Genomic DNA, 24,860 nt, shown 5'->3' with positions numbered 1-24,860 from the left:
GGGACAACAGCAGATGAACCGGACAGGGAGATCACAGTGATCGAAGAGACCCTCCTCGAGGCCGAGGAGAAGATGGAGAAGGCCGTCGTCGTCGCCAAGGACGACCTCGCGGCCATCCGCACCGGCCGGGCGCACCCGGCGATGTTCGCCAAGATCGTCGCCGAGTACTACGGTGCCGTGACGCCGATCAACCAGCTGGCCTCGTTCTCGGTGCCGGAGCCCCGGATGGCGGTCGTCTCGCCGTTCGACAAGACCGCTCTGAAGGCCATCGAGCAGGCGATCCGCGACTCCGACCTGGGCGTCAACCCGTCGAACGACGGCTCCATCATCCGGGTGGTGCTGCCGGAGCTGACCGAGGAGCGCCGCCGCGAGTTCATCAAGATCGCCCGCACCAAGGGCGAGGACGCCAAGGTCTCGATCCGTTCGGTGCGCCGCAAGGCCAAGGACGCCATCGACAAGCTGGTCAAGGACGGCGAGGTCGGCGAGGACGACGGCCGCCGCGCCGAGAAGGAGCTCGACGACACCACGGCCAAGTACGTGGCCCAGGTCGACGAGCTGCTGAAGCACAAGGAAGCCGAGCTGCTCGAGGTCTGATGAACGACGCCCCTGACGCCCCTGGCTACTGGGGCCCGTCCGACCAGCAGTTCCAGCCTTACCGCCCGGCGCCGCAGCCGCAGGCACCCCGGCCGCCGGCGGGTCCGGCGCCGGGGTCCGGCGAGCACCCGGCGCCGGACCGGGCGCAGCCCTTCCCCGGCCGGCACGGCCAGTCCGGCGACCAGGCCGTGCCGGGTGCCGTCCCCGGGGACCAGGGCCTCCGTTCGGATCACTCCCAGCAGCCTCCGGTGTACTGGGGCGGCGACGCGGAGGAGACTCAGGTCATGCCTCCCGTACCGGCCGATCCCGGCCCGCACCCCGGCGCGCCCGACCACGGTCAGGCCCAGGCCCCGTCGGCAGTGCCCGGCGGGTACCCGGCACCCGGCCGGCACCCGGGCCCGGGTCAGCATCCGACCCCCGGCCGGCGCGCGGCGCACGGTCGGCCGACCGCGCCCGCCGACGCAGCCGCGCCCGCCGACCCCGGTCCGGAGCAGGCCAGGGAGCCCGGCCGGATGAGCGGCCCGCTGTTCCGGGACGAGCAGCCCGGGACGGCGCCGCCCGGAGTGACGGAGACGGTCGTGCTGCGCGCGATAACCGACGACGTCACCCCCGCCCCCGGGTACGGCGCCCCGCCGTACCCGGGGGCACCGGTGCACCCCGCGCCGCCGCAGAGCCACTGGGCGGCGGGGCAGCCCCCCTTCGTGCCGTCGTCCCATCCAGGGCAGGAGACACCCGTGGCCGCCCAGCCCGCCCCGCAGCCGGAGCCGCGCAAGCAGCGCGGCGGCCGTAACCTCCAGGCCGCCATAGGCGTGGGAGTGGGCCTCGGCGTGGTGATCATCGCCACGCTGTTCGTGGTCAAGGCGCTGTTCCTGTTCGTCGTGATGGCCGCGGTGGCGGTCGGCAGCTGGGAGTTGACCACCCGGCTCGCCGAGCGCAAACAGATCAAGGTGCCGCTGATCCCGCTGGTGGTGGGCGGTGTCGCGATGGTCGCCACCGGCTACTGGGCCGGCGTCGAGTGGGCCGCGGCCTCGCTCGCGTTGACCGGGTTGGCGGTGATGGTCTGGCGGATGGCCGAGCCGCCGGAGAACTACCTGCGCGACATAACGGCAGGCGTGTTCACCGCCTTCTACGTGCCGTTCCTGGCGACCTTCGTGGCGATGATGCTGGCGGCCGACGACGGCCCCCAGCGGATCGTGCTCTTCCTGATCGTCACGATCTGCAGCGACACCGGTGCCTACGCGGTGGGCTACAAGTTCGGCCGGACGAAGCTGGCCCCGACGATCAGCCCCGGCAAGACCCGCGAGGGCCTGGCCGGCGGCATCGGCCTGTCGATGCTGGCGGGCGCCCTGCTGATGCAGCTGATCATCGACGGCGGCAGCTGGTGGCAGGGCCTGATCCTGGGCGGCTGCGCCGCGGTCACCGCGACCCTGGGCGACCTGGGCGAGTCGATGATCAAGCGCGACCTCGGGATCAAGGACATGGGCACCCTGCTGCCCGGCCACGGCGGCATCATGGACCGGCTGGACTCGCTGCTGCCGACCGCCCCGGTGGTCTGGCTGCTGCTGGCGGCCTTCGTCGGGAGCTGACCCGCGGATCCGAGTACGGGCCCCGGACACCAGGCGTCCGGGGCCCTCGCGCGTCTGCGACACTGGAACAACCATGCCTAAGCCCGGAGAACTCACCTTTGTCGCGCCGCGCGGCGCCAAGCCCCCGCGACACCTCGCCGACCTGAGCCCCGCCGAGCGCAAGGAGGCCGTCGCCGAGCTGGGCGAGCAGCCGTTCCGCGCCAAGCAGCTCTCCAACCACTACTTCGGCCGGATGTCCGCCGACCCGGCGAGCTGGACGGACATCCCCGCCGCCAGCCGGGAGAAGCTCACCGAGAGCCTGCTGCCCGAGCTGATGTCGGTGGTGCGGCACGTCTCCTGTGACGACGACACCACCCGCAAGACGCTGTGGAAGCTGTTCGACGGCACGCTCGTCGAGTCGGTGCTGATGCGCTACCCGGACCGGGTCACCATGTGCATCAGTTCGCAGGCCGGCTGCGGCATGAACTGCCCGTTCTGTGCCACCGGCCAGGCGGGGCTGACCCGCAACCTGTCCACCGGCGAGATCGTCGAGCAGATCGCCGCCGGGATGCGCGCGCTGAAGGCCGGTGAGATCCCGGGCGGCGAGGCGCGGCTGTCCAACGTGGTGTTCATGGGCATGGGCGAGCCGCTGGCCAACTACAACCGGGTGCTGGCCGCGATCCGCCGGCTGACCGACCCGGCGCCGGACGGCTTCGGCCTGTCCCAGCGCGGCATCACCGTCTCCACGGTCGGCCTCGTCCCGGCGATGAACCGGCTGGCGGACGAGGGTCTCAGTTGCCGGCTGGCGCTGTCGCTGCACGCCCCGGACGACGAGCTGCGCGACGAGCTGGTCCCGGTGAACACCCGGTGGAAGGTCGCCGAGGTGCTGGACGCGGCCTGGAACTACGCGGAGAAGTCCGGTCGCCGGATCTCCATCGAGTACGCGCTGATCAAGGACATCAACGACCAGGCGTGGCGCGCCGACCTGCTCGGCCGGCTGATCAAGAACCACCGGGTGCACGTCAACCTGATCCCGCTGAACCCGACCCCGGGTTCCAAGTGGACGGCCTCCCGGCCCGAGGACGAGCGCGAGTTCGTCCGCCGGCTGCAGTCGCACGGCGTGCCGACAACCGTCCGGGACACCCGCGGTCAGGAGATCGACGGCGCCTGCGGCCAGCTCGCGGCAGCCGGCTGAGGAATCCGGGCGGCCCTAGCGCAGCCCGGCGGCCGCCAGTGCGGCGGTCGCCCCGCCGGTCAGCAGCAGTGTGGTGCCCACCGCGAGGGTGCGCAGCGCGACGGCGCCGAACAGCAGCCGGGGGGCGGCACCGAGGCGCAGCAGCGCGTCGGTGACCTCCCGCCGGTCGGTACGCACCTCGGCGAGCCGGGCGATCACCGCGGCGGCCGCGCAGCCGAGGACCAGGCAGGCCTCGACGGCGGGCAGCGCGTCGGCGCTGTCGGGGGTGCCGATCCAGTAACGGACGGTGGTCAGCACCAGGGCGACGACCAGCGTGAGGACGGCCAGCGGCGGGCCGAGCCGGCGGGCCTGGGCGGTGAGGCCGCGTCCGGCCAGCAGCCGCAGCGGGGTGGGCCGGCCGAGGGCGAGCAGCCGTCCGGTCCAGGCGAGCAGCGGGCCGGTGAGCAGGGCGAGGCCGAGTGCGCTGGCGGCCCAGCCGCCGAGGGCGGCGGTGCTGGTGCTGCCGAGTCCGGCGGGCAGGTGGATCGGACGGCCGTCGGCGGGGGCGCCGGGGCGCAGGGCGATGAGTTCGAGCGCGGCGCCGATGACGACCAGTCCGACCGGTACGGCGATCCGCAGCGGGCCGAAGCCGGTCCGGCCGTGGGGGCGGCCGCCCGGCAGGGTCTCGGCGACGGGCACCGCGCAGCCGGCGGCGAGGCCGGCGGTGAGCGGGACCAGTGCGAGCAGGGTGACCGGAGCGGCGGCCGGCAGCGGCACGCCCATGCCGAGGTCGGGGGCGAGCGAGGGCCCGGCGATGTCGTTGCGCAGCACCAGGAAGAGCAGCAGGGTGAGCACGCTGCCGAGGGCGCAGGCGAGGGCGACCTCGCCGGCGATCATGGCGCGGATCCGGCGGGAGCCGGCCCCGGCGGCGGTGAGGCCGGCGATCCGCTCGGGCCGCCGGGCGGGCACCGAGCGGGCGGCGACGGCGGCGAACCAGGCGACGGCGGCCAGCGGGGGCAGGCACCAGAGCAGTCGTACCAGGGCGTCGGCGCCGCCGAGCGGGTCGCTCAGCGCCCGGCCGAGGGAGCGCAGCAGGAAGGCGGCGACGACGGCGGCCGCCAGTGCGGTGAGCAGCCAGCGGCCGAGGTCGGGCACCCGGTAGCCCCGGGCCAGACGGAGGTAGAACACGTCGACTCTTTCAGCGGCTGGGCCTCGTCAGCGGCGGGTGGCCGTGACGGCGGAGGCACCGGCCGTGCCGGGGGCGGCGGTGCCGCGCGGGACGGGGGCGGCGGGTGCGGTGAGCCGTCCGTCGACGAGGGCGACGGCGCGGTCCGCGAAGCGGACGAGCTCGGGGTCGTGGGTGGCCAGGACGAGGGTGAGCTGGTGCGAGCGGGCCGCGCTGGTCAGTATCCGCAGGACCTGGTCGGCGGCCTCGCGGTGCAGCGGGGCGGTGGGGTCGTCGGCGAAGACGACGGGCGGCAGCGGGGCGAGGGCGCGGGCGACGGCGATCCGCTGGCGCTGGCTCTGGACCAGCCGGTCGGGGCGCTGCCGGGCGATCTCGCCGACGTCGAGGCGTTCCAGCCATTCGTCGGCGGCGGTGTAGGCGGCCTTGTTTCCGGCGCCGGCGAGCAGCAGCGGCAGGGCGACGTTCTCGCGGGCGGTGAGTTCGGGCACCAGGTGCGGCTCGGAGCCGACGAAGCCGAAGCGGTCGCGGCGGAGGCGTTCGCGTCCGGCCCGGCCGAGGGTGTGGACGGGGGCGCTGTTGAACCAGACCTCGCCCTCGTCGACCGGGAGCTGGGCGGAGAGGCAGCCGAGCAGGGTGCTCTTGCCGGAGCCGCGCGGACCGGTGACGGCGAGCACCTCGCCGTCGCGGACGCCGATGGAGATGCCGCGCAGGGCGGGGGTGCCGTAGTGGGACTTGACGATCCCTCGGGCCCACAGCACGTCGTTGTCAGGCGGTGCCGCTGACATGAGGTTCCATCCTGGGGGCCGCAGGGATATGACAGTCGTCAGATTAGAACGACCGGGGCCGGTCGCGGTTGCGGCGCTCTGGGCCATCACGGGCAAATCACCCGCATTCAGGCATGTTTGGTCGTACGACTGTGATGTTCCGTGCCGGGGGTGTGAACGCCGAAGGGCGGCCCCGCGGGAGCGGGACCGCCCTTCGGCGGAGGGTGGGAGGAGGGCTCAGGGGATCAGAGTTTGGCCCACGCGTCGGTGAGGCTGACCCGCAGGATCTGCTCGATCTCGTCGAAGGTCGACTGGTCGGAGATCAGCGGCGGGGCCAGCTGGATGACCGGGTCGCCACGGTCGTCGGCGCGGCAGTACAGGCCGTTGTCGAAGAGCGCCTTCGACAGGAAGCCGTAGAGCACGCGCTCGACCTCGTCGTCGTTGAAGGTCTCCTTGGTGACCTTGTCCTTGACGAGCTCGATGCCGTAGAAGTAGCCGTTGCCACGGACGTCGCCGACGATCGGCAGGTCGCGCAGCTTGTTCAGGGTGCCGAGGAAGTTCGCCTCGTTGTCCAGCACCTTCTGGTTCAGGCCCTCGCGCTCGAAGATGTCGAGGTTGGCGAGCGCCACGGCCGAGGAGACCGGGTGGCCGGCGAAGGTGTAGCCGTGCAGGAAGGTGTTGTCACCCTTGTAGAACGGCTCGGCGATGCGGTCGGAGATGATCGTGGCGCCGATCGGGGAGTAGCCCGAGGTCATGCCCTTGGCGCAGGTGATCATGTCCGGCACGTAGCCGAACTTGTCGGCGCCGAACATGGTGCCGAGGCGGCCGAAGGCGCAGATGACCTCGTCCGAGACCAGCAGCACGTCGTGGCGGTCACAGATCTCGCGCAGGCGCTGGAAGTACCCGGGCGGCGGCGGGAAGCAGCCACCGGCGTTCTGCACCGGCTCGACGAAGACGGCGGCGACGGTCTCGGCGCCCTCGTTGAGGATCGCCACCTCGATCTCGTCGGCGCACCAGCGGCCGTAGGCCTCGGGGTCGACCGTGCCGTCGGGGCCCTCCAGGAAGGCCGGGGCGCGGTAGATGTTGGTGTTCGGGGCCTTGTGGGTGCCCGGCACCAGCGGCTCGAACGGGGCCTTCAGGCCCGGCAGGCCGGTGATCGACAGGGCGCCCTGGGGGGTGCCGTGGTAGGCGACGGCGCGCGAGATGACCTTGTACTTGGTCGGCTTGCCGATCAGCTTGAAGTACTGCTTGGCCAGCTTCCAGGCGGTCTCGACGGCCTCGCCGCCACCGGTGGAGAAGAAGACCTTGTTGAGGTCGCCCGGGGCGTAGTTGGCCAGGCGCTCGGCCAGCTCGACGGCCTTGGGGTGCGCGTAGCTCCAGATCGGGAAGAACGCGAGTTCCTTGGCCTGCTTGGCGGCGACCTCGGCGAGCTCGGTGCGGCCGTGACCGGCCTGCACGACGAACAGGCCGGCCAGGCCGTCGATGTACTTCCGGCCCTTGTCGTCCCAGATGTACGTGCCCTCGCCCTTGACGATGGTGGGCACGGGGGAGTTCTCGTACGACGACATGCGGGTGAAGTGCATCCACAGGTGGTCGTAGGCGGTCTTGGAAAGGTCCTTCTGCGCCGGGTCGGCTGTCATCGGGTGCCCCAGGTGTAGGTCTGTTTCCGGAGCTTCAGGTAAACGAAGCTCTCGGTGCTCCGCACGCCGGGAAGCGCGCGGATGCGCTTGTTGATCATTTCGAGCAGGTGCTCGTCGTCCTCGCAGACCAGTTCGGCCAGGAGGTCGAACGAGCCTGCGGTGCAGACGACGTAGTCGACCTCGTCGAGGGCGGCCAGCGCGTCGGCGACGGGCTCGATGTCGCCCTCGACCCGGATGCCGACCATCGCCTGGCGGGTGAAGCCGACGGTGAGCGGGTCCGTGACGGCGACGATCTGCATCACGCCCTGGTCGAGCAGCTTCTGCACGCGCTGCCGTACGGCTGCCTCGGACAGGCCGACGGCCTTGCCGATGGCGGCGTACGGGCGGCGCCCGTCCTCCTGGAGCTGCTCGATGATCGCCTTGGAGGCGGCGTCGAGGGGAACGCTCGCGTTTCGGTCGCGGTTGGCCACGCGGCCACTGTGCCTGATCGTTCCCCTGTTCGCAAGCGTGGGAGCTGCTGATTTCGTCGCGCTTCGGGAAAACGCATGCGGATTTCATCGTGTGCGCGGGATCCATCTGTCGATCCCGGCAGTGCTGCGGCTACCCTGGCACGGTACGCGCGCGCCCCGGCAGGGCGGCGCGCGTTCCGCCACCAGTGGATGGCGCCACCCCCGGGCCCGGCCACTCGGCACCCTTCGTAGGCCGGATCCGCCGACGTACCATGGCGCCGGAATCTGCAATGCCGCAGGCCCAGACCGAGGAGAGACCCGTGAGCGACCTTCGCACGCTGCGCAACTACATCAACGGTGAGTTCGTGGACGCGGCCGACGGCCGCACGCTCGACATCGTCGACCCGACCACCGGCGAGGTATACGCGACGTCGCCGCTGTCCGGTGCCGCGGACGTGGACGCCGCCATGGCCTCGGCCGCCGCCGCGTTCCCGATCTGGCGCGACGCCACCCCGAGCACCCGGCAGAAGCTGCTGCTCAAGATCGCCGACGCGGTCGAGGCCCGGGCCGACGAGATCGTCGACGCGGAGGTGCGCAACACCGGCAAGCCCCGCGCGCTGACCCTCTCCGAGGAGATCGGCCCGATGGTGGACCAGATCCGCTTCTTCGCCGGTGCCGCCCGCCTGCTGGAGGGCAAGGCCGCCGGGGAGTACATGGACGGGATGACCTCGATCATCCGCCGCGAGCCGGTCGGCGTCTGTGCCCAGGTCGCGCCGTGGAACTACCCGATGATGATGGCGGTCTGGAAGTTCGCCCCGGCGATCGCCGCCGGCAACGCCGTCGTGCTGAAGCCCTCGGACACCACCCCGGCCTCCACCGTGCTGCTGGCCGAGATCATCGGCGGCGTGCTCAAGGAGCTGGACCTGCCGGCCGGCGTCTTCAACGTCATCTGCGGTGACCGCGAGACCGGCAAGCTGATGGTCGAGCACCGGACCCCGGCGATGGCCTCCATCACCGGTTCGGTCCGGGCCGGCATCCAGGTCGCCGAGTCGGCCTCCAAGGACGTCAAGCGCGTCCACCTGGAGCTGGGCGGCAAGGCCCCGGTCGTGGTCTTCGAGGACGCCGACATCGCCGAGGCCGTCGAGGGCATCTCGGTGGCGGGCTACTTCAACGCCGGCCAGGACTGCACCGCCGCCACCCGCGTGCTGGTGCACGAGTCGATCCACGACGCCTTCGTCGAGGCGCTGGCCAAGGCCGCGGCCGAGACCAAGACCGGCGGCGTGGACGACGAGGACGTGCTGTACGGCCCGCTGAACAACGCCAACCAGCTGAAGCAGGTCTCCGGCTTCATCGAGCGGCTGCCCGCCCACGCCAAGGTCGAGGCCGGTGGCCACCGGGTCGGCGACAAGGGCTACTTCTACGCCCCGACCGTCGTCTCCGGCCTGCTCCAGGACGACGAGATCATCCAGAACGAGGTCTTCGGCCCGGTCATCACCGTGCAGAAGTTCACCGACGAGGACCAGGCCGTCGAGTACGCCAACGGCGTCGAGTTCGCGCTGGCCTCCTCGGTGTGGACCAAGGACCACGCCCGCGCCATGCGGATGTCCCGCCGCCTGGACTTCGGCTGCGTCTGGATCAACACCCACATCCCGCTGGTCGCCGAGATGCCGCACGGGGGCTTCAAGAAGTCCGGCTACGGCAAGGACCTGTCCTCCTACGGCTTCGAGGACTACACCCGCGTGAAGCACGTCATGACCGCGATCTAGCGGGTCGTGACTGTCGGGCGCTGTACGGCCGCGATCCGATCAAGCTGATCGATCTGATCAGTGCTGAAGGTCGTCTGAACTGACAAGGGGCCCGGGTCTTTTCGACCCGGGCCCTGTCGCTTTGCACCCTGTCGGCGGGTCGGGTGTCCGGCTGACAGGATGAAACTGCACTTCGGGGGCGGCCGGCCCTAGCCTTACCGGCATGAGCATCCCCACCGCTGACTCAGCCGCCGGCCAGGCCGTCAAGGCGGCCGACCGCGCACACGTCTTCCACTCGTGGTCCGCCCAGGCGCTGATCGACCCCCTCGCGGTGGCCGGCGCCGAGGGCTCGTACTTCTGGGACTACGACGGCAACCGCTACCTGGACTTCTCCTCGCAGCTGGTCAACACCAACATCGGCCACCAGCACCCGAAGGTGGTCGCCGCGATCCAGGAGCAGGCTGCCAAGCTCTGCACCATCGCCCCCGGCTTCGCGGTCGAGTCGCGCAGCGAGGCGGCCCGGCTGGTCGCCGAGCGCACCCCCGGCGACCTCGACAAGATCTTCTTCACCAACGGCGGGGCCGAGGCGGTCGAGAACGCCGTCCGGCTGGCCCGGCTGCACACCGGCCGGCAGAAGGTGCTGTCCACCTACCGCTCGTACCACGGCGCCACCGCCAACGCGATCGCGCTGACCGGCGACCCGCGGCGCTGGGCCAGCGAGACCGGCGTCTCCGGCGTGGTGCACTTCTGGGGCCCGTACGCCTACCGCTCCAACTTCCACGCCGAGAACGAGGCGCAGGAGTGCGAGCGCGCGCTGGAGCACCTGGAGCAGGTGATCGCGTTCGAGGGTCCGGGCACGGTCGCGGCGGTCATCCTGGAGACGGTGGTCGGCACCGCCGGCATCCTGGTCCCGCCGCCGGGGTACCTGGCCGGGGTGCGGGAGATCTGCGACCGGTACGGGATCGTGTTCATCCTGGACGAGGTGATGGCCGGCTTCGGCCGTACCGGCGAGTGGTTCGCCGCCGACCACTGGGGCGTCGTGCCGGACCTCATGACCTTCGCCAAGGGCGTCAACTCGGGCTACGTCCCGCTGGGCGGCGTGGCGATCAGCAACGAGATCGCCGCGACCTTCGCCGAGCGGCCGTTCCCCGGCGGGCTCACCTACTCCGGCCACCCGCTGGCCTGCGCCTCGGCGGTGGCCACCATCAACGCCATGGCGGAGGAGGGCATCGTCGAGAACGCCCGGCAGATCGGCGAGACGGTGCTCGGCCCCGGCCTGCGCGAGCTGGCCGAGCGGCACCCGTCGATCGGCGAGGTGCGCGGCCTGGGCGTGTTCTGGGCGCTGGACCTGGTGAAGGACCGGGAGACCCGCGAGCCGCTCGTCCCGTACAACGCCGCGGGTGCCGACAACGCGCCGATGGCCGAGCTGGCCGCCGCCTGCAAGCGGCGCGGGCTCTGGCCGTTCGTCAACATGAACCGCTTCCACGTCGTCCCGCCGTGCACCGTCACCGAGGAGGAGGCCAAGTCCGGCCTCGCGGTGCTGGACGAGGTGCTGTCGCTGACCGACGCGCACACCGTCTGACGTACCTACCAGGACGGCCCCGGGCGCACCCGCGCGCCCGGGGCCGTCCCACGCTCCGGAAGGCCCCCACATGTCCCGCAGCTCCACCCCGACCCGCCGACCCTCCCACCCGTCCGTGCTGCGCCGGCGTTCCGTCCTCGGCGGGGCCGCGCTGCTCGGTGCCGGCACGCTCTCCGGCTGCGGCATCCCGTCCGCGTACGTCGCCGAGGACCGCCGCTCGGCGCCGGACCGCTCGGAGCGCGACAAGCGGCTGAACTTCTCCAACTGGACGCAGTACATCGACACCGACGACCAGGGCCGGCGGCCCACCCTGGACGCCTTCAGCGAGCGGACCGGGATCGCGGTCACCTACACCGAGGACATCAACGACAACGACGAGTTCTTCGGCAAGATCAGCCCGGTGCTCACCCAGGGCGCGGACCCGGGCCGGGACCTGATGGTGATCAGCGACTGGATGGCCGGGCGGTACGTCTCGCTCGGCTGGGTGCAGGCGATGGACCGGGACAACCTGCCCAACGTCACCGCCAACCTGGACCCCCAGCTGGCGCACCCGGTCTTCGACCCGGGGCGCCGGCGCAGCGTGCCCTGGCAGTCCGGGATCACCGGCATCGCGTACAACCGCAGGGCGCTCGGCCGGGAGCTGAAGTCCACCGCCGACCTGTGGGCGCCCGACCTCAAGGGCCGGATCACACTGTTCGCCGGGCTGGACGAGGCGCTCGGGCTGCTGATGCTCTCCCAGGGCGCGGACATCGCGCGGTTCACCGACGACGACGCCCACCGGGCGATGGACCTGGTGCAGAAGATGGTCGACACCGGCCACGTGCGCCGTTTCACCGGCAACGACTACACCAGTGACCTCGCCTCCGGTGCCGCGCTCGCCTGCCAGGCCTACTCCGGTGACGCCGTCCAACTCACCGCCGAGAACCCGGACATCGCCTTCCTGGTGCCGGAGGAGGGCGGCGAGCTGTGGGCGGAGAGCCTGATGATCCCCAACCGGGCCGTGCACAAGCGCAATGCCGAGGCCCTGGTCGACTACTACTACCAGCCCGAGGTGGCCGCCGAACTCGCCGCCGCCGTCCAGTACATCTGCCCGGTGCCGGCCGCCCGCGAGGTGCTGGCGGACAGCGGGGACAAGGACAAGGCCGCACTCGCCGAGAACCCGCTGGTGTTCCCGACCGAGGAGATGCGGGCCAGGCTGCACGGCATGCGCGACGTCACCTCGGCCGAGCGGCCGGAGCTGCACAAGGTGTGGGGGCGCATCACCGGCGTCTGAACACCGGCGTCTGAACACCGGCGTCGGAACACCGGCGTCGGAACCGGGTCTGAACAGCGGGGTCTGAACAGTGCGGGGGGACGCCGGGGGACGGGCGCTCAGCGGCGGACGGCGTCCAGGGCGAGCAGCGCCACGTGCAGGGACAGACAGGACTCCACCTGGTCGAGGTCGACGCCGAGGATCCGCTCGACCTTGTGCAGCCGGTCGTAGAAGGACGGCCGGGACAGGTGGGCGGCGTCGGCCGCCGCCGACTTGTTCCGGCCCTGCTCCAGGTAGATCCTCAGCATCTGCACCAACTGTCCGTTGTGCTCGGCGTCGTGGGCCAACAGCGGGCCCAACTCCCGCTCCACGTACGTCTGCAGCCGGGCGTCGTCGCGCAGCAGGTGGAGCAGGCCGCGCAGCCGGACGTCCGGCAGCCGGTAGTAGGAGGCGGTCCGGCCCCCGCCGGGCGCGTCGTGCAGGGCCGCGTCGGCGACCTGGGCGGCCTCCAGCAGGGTGCGCCGGGCGTCGCGGACCGAGCCGACCGAGGAGCCGACCGCGACCACCGGGCCCGGGGCGTCGGCGCCCTCCCGGCCGGCCTCGGCGGACATCCGGCGCAGGGTGGCGGAGAAGGAGTCCAGGGCGGCGTGCTCGTCCTGCTGGGTGCCGAGCGCGATCAGCAGGCCCACGCCCCCGTCGTCCAGCGCGCCGACCAGGGCGGAGAGCCGGCAGGCCCGGACCGCGCCGGCGGCCAGCTCGGTGAAGTCGCGCAGCCGGGCCTGCGCCTCCAGCGCGGCCGGGATCGGCCCGCGGCGCTGGCGCAGCACCACGCCGACCAGTCGGCGGCCGTCCAGCGGGACGCCGAGCGCCTGGGCCCGCAGGGCCACCTCGGAGACGGTCAGCGAGTGGGTGAGGATGCCGGAGAGCAGGGTGCGGTGGGTCTGCCGCTCCAGGCTCTCCCGGTCGCGCACCACCAGCCGGTTGAGCGCCAGGGCGGAGGCGCCGCGCTCCAGCAGCATGGCGTGCGGGTGCGCCTCGCCCTCCGGCAGCGGGCCCGGCTCCAGGGCGAGGACCAGCCGGCCCCAGTCCTGGCCGCGGGCGCCGACGGTGGTCACCAGCCAGCCGCTGCGCGGGTCGTGGCCGGTACGGCCGGGCGGGCGGACTCCGCGGGAGCGGCGCTCCCAGTCCTCCAGGAGCTCGGTCTCCGGGCGTCCGGCGGTGTCGTGGGCGAGCACCTGGTGGGCCAGGTTCTCCAGGACCACCGGCGCGCCCGCCATCCGGGCCACCTGGCGGATCACCTCGGGCGGCTCGGCGCCCTCCACCACCAGCTCGTTGAAGACCTGGTGGACCGACTCGGAGATCCGCAGCTGTTCCAGCTGGGAGTTCACCACCAGGGCGTGCACGGCCTCGGTGACGGCGACGAAGCGCACTTCGCGGCGGAGCGTGATCAGCGGAAGTCCGCGCTGCTCGGCGGCGTGCACCAGGGCGCGCGGGAGCGAGTCGAAGTAGCGGCGGCCGAACTCGACCACCAGGCCGGCCACGCCGACCTCGTCGAGGTCGCGGACGTAGCGGGCCAGGCCCTCGCGGTCCTCGGGCAGGGCGATGCCGGTGGTCAGCACCAGCTCGCCGCCCTGCAGCATCCCGGCGACGTCCGGCAGTTCGCTGACGTGGACCCAGCGGACCGGACGCTCCAGGCGGTCGGCGCCGGCCACGACCTGGGGCAGGCCGCGCCGCATCACCTCCAGGTCGAGGACTCGGGCGACGGTGGGGAGCATCGCGGGCCTCCTGGGGGCCGGGGGAGGGGCGGTAGGGGAGGGGACAGAGTGTCAGGAGAATCATCCATCGTCCGAACGACCTGTTGCCCTGCGAAGAGCCTTGCACTCTGTAAGGCCCTTCGTGTCGAGACTGTCGAAGTGACCCTTGTCACGTCAACCCCGCAGTTGGCAAGGTCAGCGGGACCGCAGACCCCACCGCGGAAGCGTTTCGCCGCAGCGCGGTCGAACCGCGAGCACTTGGAGGAATCCAGATGGACCTGACCGACTTCGGCGCGGGCGCGCAGTACATCGCGGGCCGTCAGGCCCGGGGGAGCGGCGAGCCCTTCCAGGTCGTCAACCCGGCCGACGGCAGCGTGGTCGAGCAGGTCGCCCTGGCCACCGCCGGGGACGTGGACGCCGCCGTCGCCGCCGCCCGGGCCGCCCTGCCCGGCTGGTCCTCCGCCACCCCCGGCGCCCGGTCCGAGGCGCTCACCCGGCTGGCCGCCGTCCTGGACGCCGCCGCCGACGACCTCGCCCGGGTGGAGACCGCGCAGACCGGAAAGCCGGTCAAGCTGGCCACCGAGTTCGACGTCCCCGGCACCGTCGACAACGCCGCGTTCTTCGCCGGCGCCGCCCGCAACCTGGAGGGCAAGGCGGCCGGGGAGTACTCCGGCGACCACACCTCCTACGTACGGCGCGAGGCGATCGGCGTGGTCGGCTCGATCTCGCCGTGGAACTACCCGCTGCAGATGGCCGCCTGGAAGATCCTCCCGGCGATCGCGGCGGGCAACACCATCGTCCTCAAGCCGGCCGAACTGACCCCGCTGACCTCGCTGATGTTCGCCCGGGCCTGCACCGAGGCCGGCATCCCGGACGGCGTGGTCAACGTGGTCACCGGCGCCGGGCGCACGGCGGGCGAGCACCTGGTCTCCCACCCCGGCGTCGCGATGGTCTCCTTCACCGGCTCCACCGCCGTCGGCCGACGGGTCGCCGAACTGGCCACCGCGAGCGTCAAGCGCACCCACTTGGAACTCGGCGGCAAGGCCCCCTTCGTGGTCTTCGACGACGCCGACCTGGACGCCGCGGTGCACGGCGCCGTCGCCGCCTCGCTGATCAACGGCGGCCAGGACTGCACCGCCGCCACCCGCGCCTACGTCCAACGCCCGCTCTACGACGCCTTCGTGGCCGGCGTCGCCGAGCTGTACGCGGCGATCCGGATCGGCGACCCGCAGGACCCGCGCACCGACCTGGGCCCGCTGGTCTCCCACGCCCACCGGGACCGGGTGGCCGGCTTCGTGGAGCGCGCCCGCTCCTACGCCACCGTCGTCACCGGCGGACCGGCGCCGGCCGAGGGCCACGACGGCTTCGACCTCACCCGCGGCGCCTACCACGCGCCGACCCTGATCACCGGCGCCGCCCAGGACAGCGAGATCGTCCAGGGCGAGGTGTTCGGACCGGTGCTGGTCGTACTGCCCTTCGACGACGACGACGAGGGCTTGCGGCTGGCCAACGACACCCCGTACGGCCTGGCCGCCTCAGCCTGGACGAGCAACGTGCACCGCTCGCTGCGCGCCACCCGGGAGATCGCCGCCGGGTGCGTCTGGGTCAACGACCACATCCCGATCATCAGCGAGATGCCGCACGGCGGCTACAAGGCGTCCGGCTACGGCAAGGACATGTCGCAGTACTCGCTGGACGAGTACACCCAGGTCAAGCACGTCATGTTCGACACCACCGCGGTGGCCCGCAAGGACTGGCACCGCACCGTCTTCGGAGACAGATAACCCCTCAGACCGGGGTGCCCCCCCACGCACCCCTCTTCCCCAGGAGGCCCGTTCCATGGCGTTCAAGGCGTTCGACGAACTCACCGGCGGTCTGCCCGAACCGGTCCGCAAGGCCTGGGAACGCAGTCTGACCGGCGGCCGGGCCGCGGTCGGCCGCCGCAGCCTGCTGCGCGCCGCCGCCCTGACCGCCGGTGCGGGAACCCTGGCCGCCTGCGGGATCCCGGCGGCCCCCCGGGCGACCGGCGACTCGACCGCCAACGCCGCCAAGGACCTCTCGGAGAGCGAGAAGGAGGTCGACTTCTCCAACTGGCCGCTGTACGTCGACACCGACGAGAAGGACAAGCAGAAGCACGGCACCCTGGACGCCTTCACCGCGGCCACCGGCATCGCGGTCAAGTACAACGAGGACGTCAACGACAACGTCGAGTTCTTCGGCAAGGTCAAACCGCAGCTGGCGGCCGGCCAGGACACCGGCCGTGACCTGGTGGTGCTCACCGACTGGATGGCCGCCCGGCTGATCCGGCTCGGCTGGGCGCAGAAGCTGAACCCGGCGAACGTCACCACCGCGATCACCAACGTCGACTCCCGTTTCCGCGCCCCCGACTGGGACCCGGGCCGGCTCTACTCCTACCCGTGGGCGGGCATCCAGGTCGTGGTCGCCTACAACAAGAAGGCGACCAAGGGCAAGGAGGTCACCAGCGTCTCCCAGCTGCTGGACGACCCCGAGCTCAAGGGCCGGGTCACCTTCCTCTCCGAGATGCGCGACAGCATCGGGATGGTCCTGCTGGACATGGGCAAGGACCCGGCGAAGTTCACCGCCGACGACTACGCCGGTGCGATCGCCCGGGTGCAGCAGGCCGTGGACAACAAGCAGATCCGCCGCTTCACGGGCAACGACTACGGCCAGGAGCTGTCCTCCGGCGACATCGCCGCCTGCGTTGCCTGGGGCGGCGACCTGATCCAACTGCGCGCCGACAACCCGGACATCGAGTTCGTCGTCCCGGAGAAGGGCTTCATCTTCTCGACGGACAACCTGCTGGTCCCGGCCAAGGCCCGGCACAAGACGAACGCGGAGAAACTGATCGACTTCTACTATCAGCCGAAGATCGCGGCGCAGCTGGTCGCGGGCATCGGCTACGTCTCCGCCGTCACCGGGATGAAGGAGGAGCTCGCCACCCTCGCCCCGGACAGCGCGGCCAACCCGCTGGTCGTACCCACCCCCGAGATGGCGGCCAAGGCGCACGTGTTCCGCACCCTCACCGAGGCCGAGGAGAGCGACTTCGAGCAGAAGTTCTCCAAGCTCATCGGCGCCTGACCCCCACCCCCGGCCGACAGACCCAGGAAGACACCCCATGACAGACCAGCTGCGCGACACGGCCGGCGGCGACGTCCGCCTCACCGGCATCGGCAAGACCTACGGCTCGTTCACCGCCGTCCACCCGCTGGACCTGACCGTCCCCCAAGGCTCCTTCTTCGCCCTGCTCGGCGCCTCCGGCTGCGGCAAGACCACCACCCTGCGCATGATCGCCGGCCTGGAGGAGCCCACCAGCGGCACCGTCCTGATCGGCGGACAGGACGTCACCGCACTGCCCCCGTACAAGCGGCCGGTGAACACCGTCTTCCAGAGCTACGCGCTCTTCCCGCACCTGGACATCTTCGAGAACGTCGCCTTCGGCCTGCGCCGACGCGGCAAGAAGGACGTCAGGAAGCAGGTGGAGTCCATGCTGGAGCTGGTCGAACTCGGCCAGTACGCCCGGCGCAAGCCGCACCAGCTCTCCGGCGGCCAGCAGCAGCGCGTCGCGGTCGCCCGCGCGCTGATCAACCACCCCCAGGTGCTGCTGCTGGACGAGCCGCTCGGCGCCCTCGACCTCAAGCTGCGCCGCCAGATGCAGCTGGAGCTCAAGCGGATCCAGACCGAGGTCGGCATCACCTTCGTGCACGTCACCCACGACCAGGAGGAGGCCATGACCATGGCCGACACCATCGCGGTGATGAACGGCGGCCGGGTCGAGCAGCTGGGCGCGCCCGCGGACCTGTACGAGAACCCCGGCACCACCTTCGTGGCCAACTTCCTCGGCCAGTCCAACCTGCTGCCCGCCGAGGTCACCGGCGGCGCGGGCGACGACCTGCTGCTCACCGTGGCCGGCACCCGGCTCGCGGTGCCGAAGGCCCGCTGCGCCACCGGGGCCAAGCAGGTCCACCTGGGAGTGCGCCCGGAGAAGATCACCATCACCCACGCCGCCGGGGAGGTCGCCGAGGGCCGCAACAAGCTCGCCGGCACCGTCCTCGACTCCAGCTTCATCGGCGTCTCCACCCAGTACGTGGTGCGCACCGACGGCGGCCAGGAGGTCACCGTCTTCGAGCAGAACATGGAGCGCGACGCCCGGATCGTCCCCGGCGCCCCCGTGCTGCTGCACTGGAACCCGGCGCACTCCTTCGCCCTGGACGCCTCGCAGGCGATCGACGCGGGGACCGGGGAGGAGGCCGCGTGACCACCACCACCCCGGCGGCACCGCCACAGGTCGTACCGCTCCCGGAACCGGAGCGGAAGCCGCGGCGCAAACTCACCCCGTACTGGCTGCTGCTGCCCGGCATCGCCTGGCTGGTCGTCTTCTTCGCCGTGCCGATGCTGTACCAGGGGTCCACCTCGCTGCAGACCGGGTCGCTCGAAGAGGGCTTCAAGGTCACCTGGCACTTCTCGACCTACTGGGACGCCCTGGTCGAGTACAAGTGGCACTTCGTCCGCTCGTTCTCCTACGCGGCCATCGCCACCGTGCTCTGCCTGGCCATCGGCTACCCGCTGGCGTACACCATCGCCTTCAAGGCGAACCGGCGCTGGCGCAACGTCATCCTGATCCTGGTCATCGCGCCGTTCTTCACCAGCTTCCTGATCCGCACGCTGGCCTGGAAGACCATCCTGTCCGACGGCGGGCCGGTGGTCGGCGCGCTCAACACCCTGCACGTCCTGGACGTGACCAACGCGGTCGGGCTCACCTCCGGGGACCGGGTGCTCGCCACCCCGCTCGCCGTGGTCTGCGGCCTGACGTACAACTTCCTGCCGTTCATGATCCTGCCGCTGTACACCTCGCTGGAGCGGATCGACCCCCGGCTGCACGAGGCGGCCGGCGACCTCTACGCCCGGCCGTTCACCACCTTCCGCAAGGTCACCTTCCCGATCTCGCTGCCGGGCGTGGTCGCGGGCACCCTGCTCACCTTCATCCCGGCCTCCGGCGACTACATCAACGCCCAGCTGCTGGGCTCGCCCAGCGAGCAGATGGTCGGCAACGGCATCCAGAAGCAGTTCCTGAACGTGCTCGACTACCCCACGGCCGCCGCGCTGAGCTTCATCCTGATGGCCCTGATCCTGGGCATGGTGACGGTCTACATGCGCAAGGCCGGGACGGAGGAACTGGTCTGATGTCCCGCATCCTGAAGTGGGTCCGCGCCCACCTGGTGGTGCTGGCCGGGCTGCTCGCCCTGGCCTACCTGGTGCTGCCCAACCTGGTCGTGCTGGCCTTCTCGTTCAACAAGCCGGTCGGCAAGTTCAACTACGAGTGGAACGAGTTCTCCACCGACGCCTGGACCAACCCCTGCGGCGTGGCCGACATGTGCCAGTCGCTCTCGCTCAGCCTGCAGATCGCGGTGCTCGCCACCATCGGTGCCACGGTGCTCGGCACCATGGTCGCCTTCGCGCTGGCCCGCTACCGCTTCCGCGGTCGCTCGGCCACCACCGCGATGATCTTCCTGCCGATGGCCATGCCCGAGGTGGTCATGGCCGCCTCGCTGGGGACGCTCTTCCTCAACATGCGCATCCCCTTCGGCTTCACCACCATCCTCATCGCCCACGTCATGTTCTGCCTCAGCTTCGTGGTGACGGCCGTCAAGGCGCGCGTGATGAGCATGGACCCGAGGCTCGAACAGGCCGCCCAGGACCTCTACGCGACCCCCGTCCAGACCTTCCTGAGGGTCACCCTCCCGCTGGCCGCCCCCGGCATCGCCGCCGGCGCGCTGCTCAGCTTCGCGCTCTCCTTCGACGACTTCATCATCACCCAGTTCAACTCGGGCCCGACCACGGTCACCTTCCCGATGTTCGTCTGGGGTGCCTCGCAGCGCGGCATCCCGGTGCAGGTGAACGTCATCGGCACCGCGATGTTCGTCGCCGCGGTCGCGCTGACCGTGGCCGGCCAGCGGCTCGGCAACCGCCGGAAGGCCACCGCCTGACCTACGGTCGGTCAGCGGTGGCTCGAACCGTCATCTATCCGTAGAAAGTGGCTGATAATGCATGGACTCCGCCCGCGCGCTCAGTGACGCCAGGCCCACCCCCTTCTGGCTGGAGGATCCCGGCCGGCCGCAGCCGCTGCCCGCCCTGGTCGGCGACACCAGCTGCGACCTGCTGGTCGTCGGCGGCGGCTACTCCGGCCTGTGGACCGCCCTCATCGCCAAGGAGCGCGACCCCGCACTGGACGTCGTCCTGGTCGAGGGCAACGAGGTCGGGTGGGCCGCGTCCGGGCGCAACGGCGGATTCTGCGCCGCCAGCCTCACCCACGGCTTCGGCAACGGCCTGGAGCGCTGGCCCGGCGAACTCGGTCGGCTGGAACGCCTCGGCGCCGCCAACCTGGACGCCATCGAGGCCACCCTCAAGCGCTACGGCATCGACGCCGAATGGGAGCGCACCGGCGAGATCGACGTCGCCACCCAGCCCCACCAGGTCGAGGAACTCCACGAGGTCGCCGAGGCCGTCGCCCGCTACGGCTTCGACCTCACCGTCCTGGACGCCGACCAGCTGCGCGCCGAGGTGAACTCGCCGACCTTCCTCGGCGGCCTCTGGGACAAGGACGGCGTGGCGATGGTCCACCCCGCCAAGCTCGCCTGGGGCCTCAAAGACGCCTGCCTGGGCCAGGGCGTCCGGATCTTCGAGCACACCCGGGCCACCGAGCTGCGGGAGCACGGCAGCGGCATGGCCGCCCGCACCCCGTACGGCCGGGTCTTCGCCCGCAAGGTCGCGCTCGGCACCAACGTGTTCCCGTCCCTGCTCAAGCGCGTCCGTCCGTACGTCGTGCCGGTGTACGACTACGCGCTGATGACCGAGCCGCTCAACGACCGGCAGCTCGCCGCGATCGGCTGGCGCGGCCGGCAGGGCCTCGGCGACAGCGCCAACAAGTTCCACTACTTCCGGCTCTCCGCCGACAACCGGATCCTGTGGGGCGGCTACGACGCCGTGTACCACTACGGCGGCCACGTCCGGCACGAGTACGACCAGCGACCGGAGACCTTCCGCACCCTGGCCGACCACTTCTTCCAGTGCTTCCCGCAACTGGAGGGGCTGCGCTTCACCAACGCCTGGGGCGGCGCCATCGACACCTGCAGCCGGTTCTCGGCGTTCTTCGACACCGCCTACCGGGGCAGGGTCGCCTACGCCGTCGGCTACACCGGGCTCGGCGTCGGCGCCACCCGCTTCGGCGCCGAGGTGATGCTCGACCTGCTCGCCGGCGAGCGCACCGAACGCACCGAGCTGGACATGGTGCGCTCCAAGCCGCTGCCGTTCCCGCCCGAACCGGTGCGCTGGGCCGGGATCGAGATCACCACCCGCTCGCTGGAGCGCGCCGACCGCAACGGCGGCCACCGCAACCTCTGGCTGCGCACTCTCGACCGGCTGGGGCTCGGCTTCGACAGCTGAACCGTCGGCCGCCGCCGGCCACCGCTGGGTACTGCCGGGTACGTGCCCGCGACCCGTGTAAGAGGGACCCGCCGTCCGCCTCTCCTTGGTGACGGCGGGTCTCGTGATCCCGCCGCGCCCGACCAGCACGAACGGCGAGAAGCGGGGACACGACATGGAGAGCACCGGACTGCACTGGCTCGCGCAGGTGGCAGCGGACCCGGAGGACTTCCGGGAGCAGTGGGAACGCACCGGACTGGGCCTGGTGCTGCTACCGGCCGGGCGCCGATGGGACGTCCTCGCCGTCCCGGGGCCGCTCGGGCGGGCCGCCCTGGACGTGCTGGGCGGCCCGCACGGGGGCTCCTGCGGGCCGGGCGTCGGTCCCGGCTCCGGTTCGGCCACCGGTTCGGCCTCCGCTCCTGCCTTCGGTTCGGGCCTCGGGACGGGCCTCGGTTCGAGCCTCGGTTCGGGCCTCGGTCCGGTCCTCGCCGACTTCGGCGATGAGCACGTCAGCTTCCTGATGCCGGTCGGCACCGCCGCCCGTTGGGTCGGCACCGGCGTGCGCTGCGCGGGGGAGGGCACCTGGATCGTCGTCCCGCACCCCGGGCGGAGCAGCCGGGGCGTGCGCTGGCTGGTGCCACCCGACGGCTCCGGGCGGCTCAACGACCCGGTGCTGTTGGAGCTGGCCCTGCACGAGGCGGCGGCGGGGCTCGGGGGCTGGTAGCGCGGGGCGGCCCGCGCCGACGGGATCATGACGGGACCACGGCGGCAGCGCGAGGTCGTCGACGGCGGCTCTGCGGTTCTCGACGGCGGCGTGTGGTTCTCGGCGGCAGCGCGCGGGGCGGGTGGCCGGGTCAGACTGGAGGCGTGACCACCGCCCCGCACGCCGTCGACGCCTCCCTCCGACCGGGCCCCGCCCAGCTGCGGCTGGCCGCCCTCGCCGGGCCCGTCTGCATCCGGTACGGCTTGGCGCTGGCCGGCGGGCACGCGCTGCGCGCCCACGGCGTCGCCGCCTGCCCGCAGGACGGGCTCACCCTGGCCACCGGCGGGGCCGACCTGCCGGAGGTGGCCGCCGCGCTTGCCGAGGCGTACCGCGCGGCCGGCGGCGTGGCCGTCGAGCGGCCCGGAACGCCGCGCCTGGAACAGCTGACCGTACGGCTGGCGCTGGGCGGGCGGTCGCATTCGGTGGAACTGCGGAAGGAGCCGCTCGGCCACCGGCCGGTCCGGCTGGACTTCGGCGTTCCAGAGGCGGACCGCGGGGTGACGGAGCCGGGCGAGCCGCCGGTGGTCCTGCCGGTGGTCGCCCTGGAGGACGCGGCGGCGCTCACCACTGCGCTGCTGGTCGATCGCGGCATGCCGCGCGACCTGATCGACGTGCACGCCCTCACCCGCAACTACCGTGAGGGTGAACTGCTCGCAATGGCAGCGGAGTTGGACCCGGACTTCCAGTCGGGCGCGCTCGCCGACCGGCTGGAGACGCTGGCCGAGGCGGCGGACGGCCGGTTCCGCGCCCGGGGGGTCGAGGCGGCGGCGGTGGACGGGCTCAAGCGGTGGGCGCTCGCCTGGGCGCAGGACCTCCGGCTCGACCTACTGGAGACCCAGGAGGCGCCGGACGGGCTGCACGACCCGTACCTGGAGGACGAGGAGTCCTGAGCCGGCTGCCGTCCCGCCTCCGCGCGTTCGGCGTAGCGACCGGACGACCTGTAAGGCTGAATCCGCGATACCCGTCAGCCTGTTCGTTGAGCCGTGCTCCGGCGGCCACCAGACTGGGAGACGAGCGCGGTAGCCCCGTGATTTCCGTCGCCCGGCCCTCTCTCGGGCGGCGCCAGACCGGACCGGTGGCAGGACGCCGCCCGGGACTTCGGAGGCAGACGGACTTGAGCAAGCACATCACTCACTGGATCGGCGGTCAGCCGGTCGCCACCGCCGGTGCGGCGCCCCGCCGCGGCGACATCTTCGACCCGGCCACCGGCCAGGTCGCCGGCCAGGTGGACTTCGCCGGGATCGCCGAGGTCGACCAGGCCGTGGCAGCGGCCGCCTCGGCCTTCGCCGAGTGGCGCACGGCTTCGGTGGCCAAGCGGAGCACGGTGCTTTTCGCCTTCCGCGAGCTGCTGAACGCCCGCCGCGACGAGCTGGCCGCGATCATCGTGTCCGAGCACGGCAAGGTGCACTCGGACGCGCTCGGCGAGATCGCCCGCGGCCTGGAGGTCGTCGAGTACGCCTGCGGCATCCCGCAGCTGATCAAGGGCGGCTTCACCGAGCAGGCCTCCACCGGCATCGACGTCTACTCGATCCGCCAGCCGCTCGGCCCGGTCGCGGTCATCTCGCCGTTCAACTTCCCGGCCATGGTGCCGATGTGGTTCTTCCCGATCGCCATCGCGGCCGGCAACACCGTCGTGCTGAAGCCCTCGGAGAAGGACCCGTCCGCCGCCAACTTCCTGGCCGGGCTGTGGAAGGAGGCCGGGCTGCCGGACGGCGTCTTCAACGTCGTGCACGGCGACAAGGTGGCCGTCGACCGTCTGCTGGAGCACCCGGACATCAAGTCCGTCAGCTTCGTCGGCTCCACCCCGATCGCCCGCTACGTCTACGAGAGCGGTACCCGGTACGGCAAGCGCGTGCAGGCCCTCGGCGGCGCCAAGAACCACATGCTGGTGCTGCCCGACGCCGACCTCGACCTCGCCGCCGACGCGGCCGTCAACGCCGGCTTCGGCGCGGCCGGCGAGCGCTGCATGGCCGTCTCCGTCCTGGTCGCCGTCGACCCGATCGGTGACGAGCTGGTCGACAAGATCAAGCAGCGGATCGCCACCCTGAAGGTCGGCCCCGGCTGCAACGGCGACTCCGAGATGGGCCCGCTGGTCACCGGCCAGCACCGCGACAAGGTCACCTCCTACGTCGAGTCCGGCGTCGCCGACGGCGCCGAGCTCGCGGTGGACGGCCGCAAGCACCCGGTGACCGCCGAGGACAGGAACGGTGCCCCGACCTCGGACGGCTTCTGGCTCGGCCCGACGCTGTTCGACCACGTGAAGCCCGGCATGTCCGTCTACAACGACGAGATCTTCGGCCCGGTCCTCTCCGTCGTGCGCGTCGCCTCCTACGACGAGGGCCTGGCGCTCATCAACGCCAACCCGTACGGCAACGGGACCGCCCTCTTCACCAACGACGGCGGCGCGGCCCGGCGCTTCCAGTTCGAGGTGGAGGTCGGCATGGTCGGCATCAACGTGCCGATCCCGGTGCCGGTCGCCTACTACTCCTTCGGCGGCTGGAAGGCCTCGCTGTTCGGTGACGCCCACGCGTACGGCCCGGACGGCGTGCAGTTCTTCACCCGCGGCAAGGCCGTGACCCAGCGCTGGCTGGACCCGTCCCACGGCGGCATCAACCTCGGCTTCCCCACCAACAGCTGAGCCAGCCGAATCCAGCAGGCCGGACCCTCTCCCTGGGGCCCGGCCTGCCCCCTTTTGCAGGTCGTTTGCATCCGGACGCAGATGCGCGTACAGTCCTTCGAGCTGCCTGGCAGGGAGCACCGGACACGCGTGAGCGCGGACGGTCCCGGGGCAGCCAATCCCTTGAAACACCACTCCTGGTTCGTGCCGGTCGTTTCGCTTTTCGCGTTGCGGCCTGGGGCTTATTCGGCGTGCGCTTTTTATCGGATTGCGGCTGGATTCGCTTTTCGGAGCGGGGATCGGCTAGAGTTTGAAACGTCGGACAGGGCGTCAAG

At 71.7% G+C, this 24,860-nt stretch carries 20 protein-coding genes; 15 read left to right on the top strand and 5 right to left on the bottom strand.

From position 1 onward, the window contains the following. Positions 1–36 precede the first annotated feature (36 nt). From frr to rlmN, 3 genes are all read left to right on the top strand, one after another. On the top strand, positions 37–594 hold the full coding sequence (gene frr / locus ACZ7BZ_RS29690) for a ribosome recycling factor (RefSeq protein ID WP_380417258.1): 558 nt from the start codon (positions 37–39) through the stop codon (positions 592–594). A gap of 284 nt (positions 595–878) precedes the next feature. Next, positions 879–2,180 carry a phosphatidate cytidylyltransferase gene (locus ACZ7BZ_RS29685; protein ID WP_470361030.1) on the top strand — a complete coding sequence of 434 codons (1,302 nt, stop codon included), beginning with the start codon at positions 879–881 and terminating at the stop codon, positions 2,178–2,180. Between the two features lie 73 nt (positions 2,181–2,253). Continuing rightward, positions 2,254–3,354: a dual-specificity RNA methyltransferase RlmN gene (gene rlmN / locus ACZ7BZ_RS29680; RefSeq protein ID WP_380453347.1), complete on the top strand. Its 1,101-nt coding sequence runs from the start codon at positions 2,254–2,256 to the stop codon at positions 3,352–3,354. Between the two features lie 15 nt (positions 3,355–3,369). Here rlmN and ACZ7BZ_RS29675 read toward each other — a convergent pair whose 3' ends face one another. The 4 genes from ACZ7BZ_RS29675 to ACZ7BZ_RS29660 form a co-directional block, all read right to left on the bottom strand. Then, on the bottom strand, positions 3,370–4,521 hold the full coding sequence (locus ACZ7BZ_RS29675; protein ID WP_470361029.1) for a hypothetical protein: 1,152 nt from the start codon (positions 4,519–4,521) through the stop codon (positions 3,370–3,372). Between the two features lie 27 nt (positions 4,522–4,548). Beyond that, on the bottom strand, positions 4,549–5,304 hold the full coding sequence (locus ACZ7BZ_RS29670) for an ABC transporter ATP-binding protein (protein WP_470361028.1): 756 nt from the start codon (positions 5,302–5,304) through the stop codon (positions 4,549–4,551). A 224-nt stretch (positions 5,305–5,528) separates the two neighbouring features. Continuing rightward, the gene (locus ACZ7BZ_RS29665; protein ID WP_470361027.1) at positions 5,529–6,923 is read right to left on the bottom strand and encodes an aspartate aminotransferase family protein; all 1,395 of its coding nucleotides are present in this window, start codon (positions 6,921–6,923) and stop codon (positions 5,529–5,531) included. Beyond that, a complete protein-coding gene (locus ACZ7BZ_RS29660) occupies positions 6,920–7,393 on the bottom strand; it encodes an Lrp/AsnC family transcriptional regulator (protein ID WP_030306695.1) in 474 nt (157 codons plus the stop codon). Before ACZ7BZ_RS29660 ends, ACZ7BZ_RS29665 begins: the two co-directional genes overlap by 4 nt. Before the next feature lie 269 nt (positions 7,394–7,662). Between ACZ7BZ_RS29660 and ACZ7BZ_RS29655 the strand changes: the two genes are divergently transcribed. From ACZ7BZ_RS29655 to ACZ7BZ_RS29645, 3 genes are all read left to right on the top strand, one after another. Further along, on the top strand, positions 7,663–9,138 hold the full coding sequence (locus tag ACZ7BZ_RS29655; protein ID WP_470361026.1) for a gamma-aminobutyraldehyde dehydrogenase: 1,476 nt from the start codon (positions 7,663–7,665) through the stop codon (positions 9,136–9,138). A gap of 202 nt (positions 9,139–9,340) precedes the next feature. Beyond that, positions 9,341–10,699 (top strand): aminotransferase class III-fold pyridoxal phosphate-dependent enzyme, encoded by a 1,359-nt coding sequence (locus ACZ7BZ_RS29650; RefSeq protein ID WP_470361025.1) that lies wholly within the window; start codon positions 9,341–9,343, stop codon positions 10,697–10,699. 70 nt (positions 10,700–10,769) lie between these two features. Next, positions 10,770–11,972, top strand: a complete 1,203-nt coding sequence (locus ACZ7BZ_RS29645; protein ID WP_470361024.1) for a polyamine ABC transporter substrate-binding protein — start codon at positions 10,770–10,772, stop codon at positions 11,970–11,972. Positions 11,973–12,070: 98 nt separating this feature from the next. On the opposite strand, the gene ACZ7BZ_RS29640 is transcribed toward ACZ7BZ_RS29645, so the two are convergent. Continuing rightward, positions 12,071–13,726, bottom strand: coding sequence for a PucR family transcriptional regulator (locus ACZ7BZ_RS29640; protein ID WP_470361023.1), 1,656 nt, complete (start codon positions 13,724–13,726; stop codon positions 12,071–12,073). A gap of 251 nt (positions 13,727–13,977) precedes the next feature. Between ACZ7BZ_RS29640 and ACZ7BZ_RS29635 the strand changes: the two genes are divergently transcribed. The 9 genes from ACZ7BZ_RS29635 (at position 13,978) to ACZ7BZ_RS29595 (ending at position 24,546) form a co-directional block, all read left to right on the top strand. Then, positions 13,978–15,489, top strand: a complete 1,512-nt coding sequence (locus ACZ7BZ_RS29635) for a gamma-aminobutyraldehyde dehydrogenase (protein WP_470361022.1) — start codon at positions 13,978–13,980, stop codon at positions 15,487–15,489. A gap of 55 nt (positions 15,490–15,544) precedes the next feature. Next, positions 15,545–16,804 (top strand): polyamine ABC transporter substrate-binding protein, encoded by a 1,260-nt coding sequence (locus ACZ7BZ_RS29630; RefSeq protein WP_470361021.1) that lies wholly within the window; start codon positions 15,545–15,547, stop codon positions 16,802–16,804. Between the two features lie 37 nt (positions 16,805–16,841). Next, positions 16,842–17,981: an ABC transporter ATP-binding protein gene (locus ACZ7BZ_RS29625; protein ID WP_470361020.1), complete on the top strand. Its 1,140-nt coding sequence runs from the start codon at positions 16,842–16,844 to the stop codon at positions 17,979–17,981. Beyond that, positions 17,978–18,907, top strand: coding sequence for an ABC transporter permease (locus ACZ7BZ_RS29620; RefSeq protein WP_465749837.1), 930 nt, complete (start codon positions 17,978–17,980; stop codon positions 18,905–18,907). The genes ACZ7BZ_RS29625 and ACZ7BZ_RS29620 overlap by 4 nt, the downstream gene beginning before the upstream one ends. Beyond that, positions 18,907–19,710 carry an ABC transporter permease gene (locus tag ACZ7BZ_RS29615; protein WP_470361019.1) on the top strand — a complete coding sequence of 268 codons (804 nt, stop codon included), beginning with the start codon at positions 18,907–18,909 and terminating at the stop codon, positions 19,708–19,710. Before ACZ7BZ_RS29620 ends, ACZ7BZ_RS29615 begins: the two co-directional genes overlap by 1 nt. A gap of 61 nt (positions 19,711–19,771) precedes the next feature. Next, on the top strand, positions 19,772–21,166 hold the full coding sequence (locus tag ACZ7BZ_RS29610) for an NAD(P)/FAD-dependent oxidoreductase (RefSeq protein WP_470361018.1): 1,395 nt from the start codon (positions 19,772–19,774) through the stop codon (positions 21,164–21,166). A 154-nt stretch (positions 21,167–21,320) separates the two neighbouring features. After that, complete coding sequence (locus ACZ7BZ_RS29605; RefSeq protein ID WP_470361017.1) at positions 21,321–21,869, top strand: hypothetical protein; 549 nt, start codon at positions 21,321–21,323, stop codon at positions 21,867–21,869. Between the two features lie 143 nt (positions 21,870–22,012). Further along, a complete protein-coding gene (locus ACZ7BZ_RS29600) occupies positions 22,013–22,798 on the top strand; it encodes a nucleotidyl transferase AbiEii/AbiGii toxin family protein (RefSeq protein WP_470361016.1) in 786 nt (261 codons plus the stop codon). Between the two features lie 224 nt (positions 22,799–23,022). Continuing rightward, positions 23,023–24,546, top strand: a complete 1,524-nt coding sequence (locus ACZ7BZ_RS29595; RefSeq protein ID WP_470361015.1) for a CoA-acylating methylmalonate-semialdehyde dehydrogenase — start codon at positions 23,023–23,025, stop codon at positions 24,544–24,546. Positions 24,547–24,860 lie beyond the last annotated feature (314 nt).

This window comes from Kitasatospora sp. NPDC036934 (genome assembly GCF_055608425.1).
The sequence above is the reverse complement of the archived record's forward strand: the minus strand, read 5'-3'. Positions and strand labels throughout refer to the sequence as shown.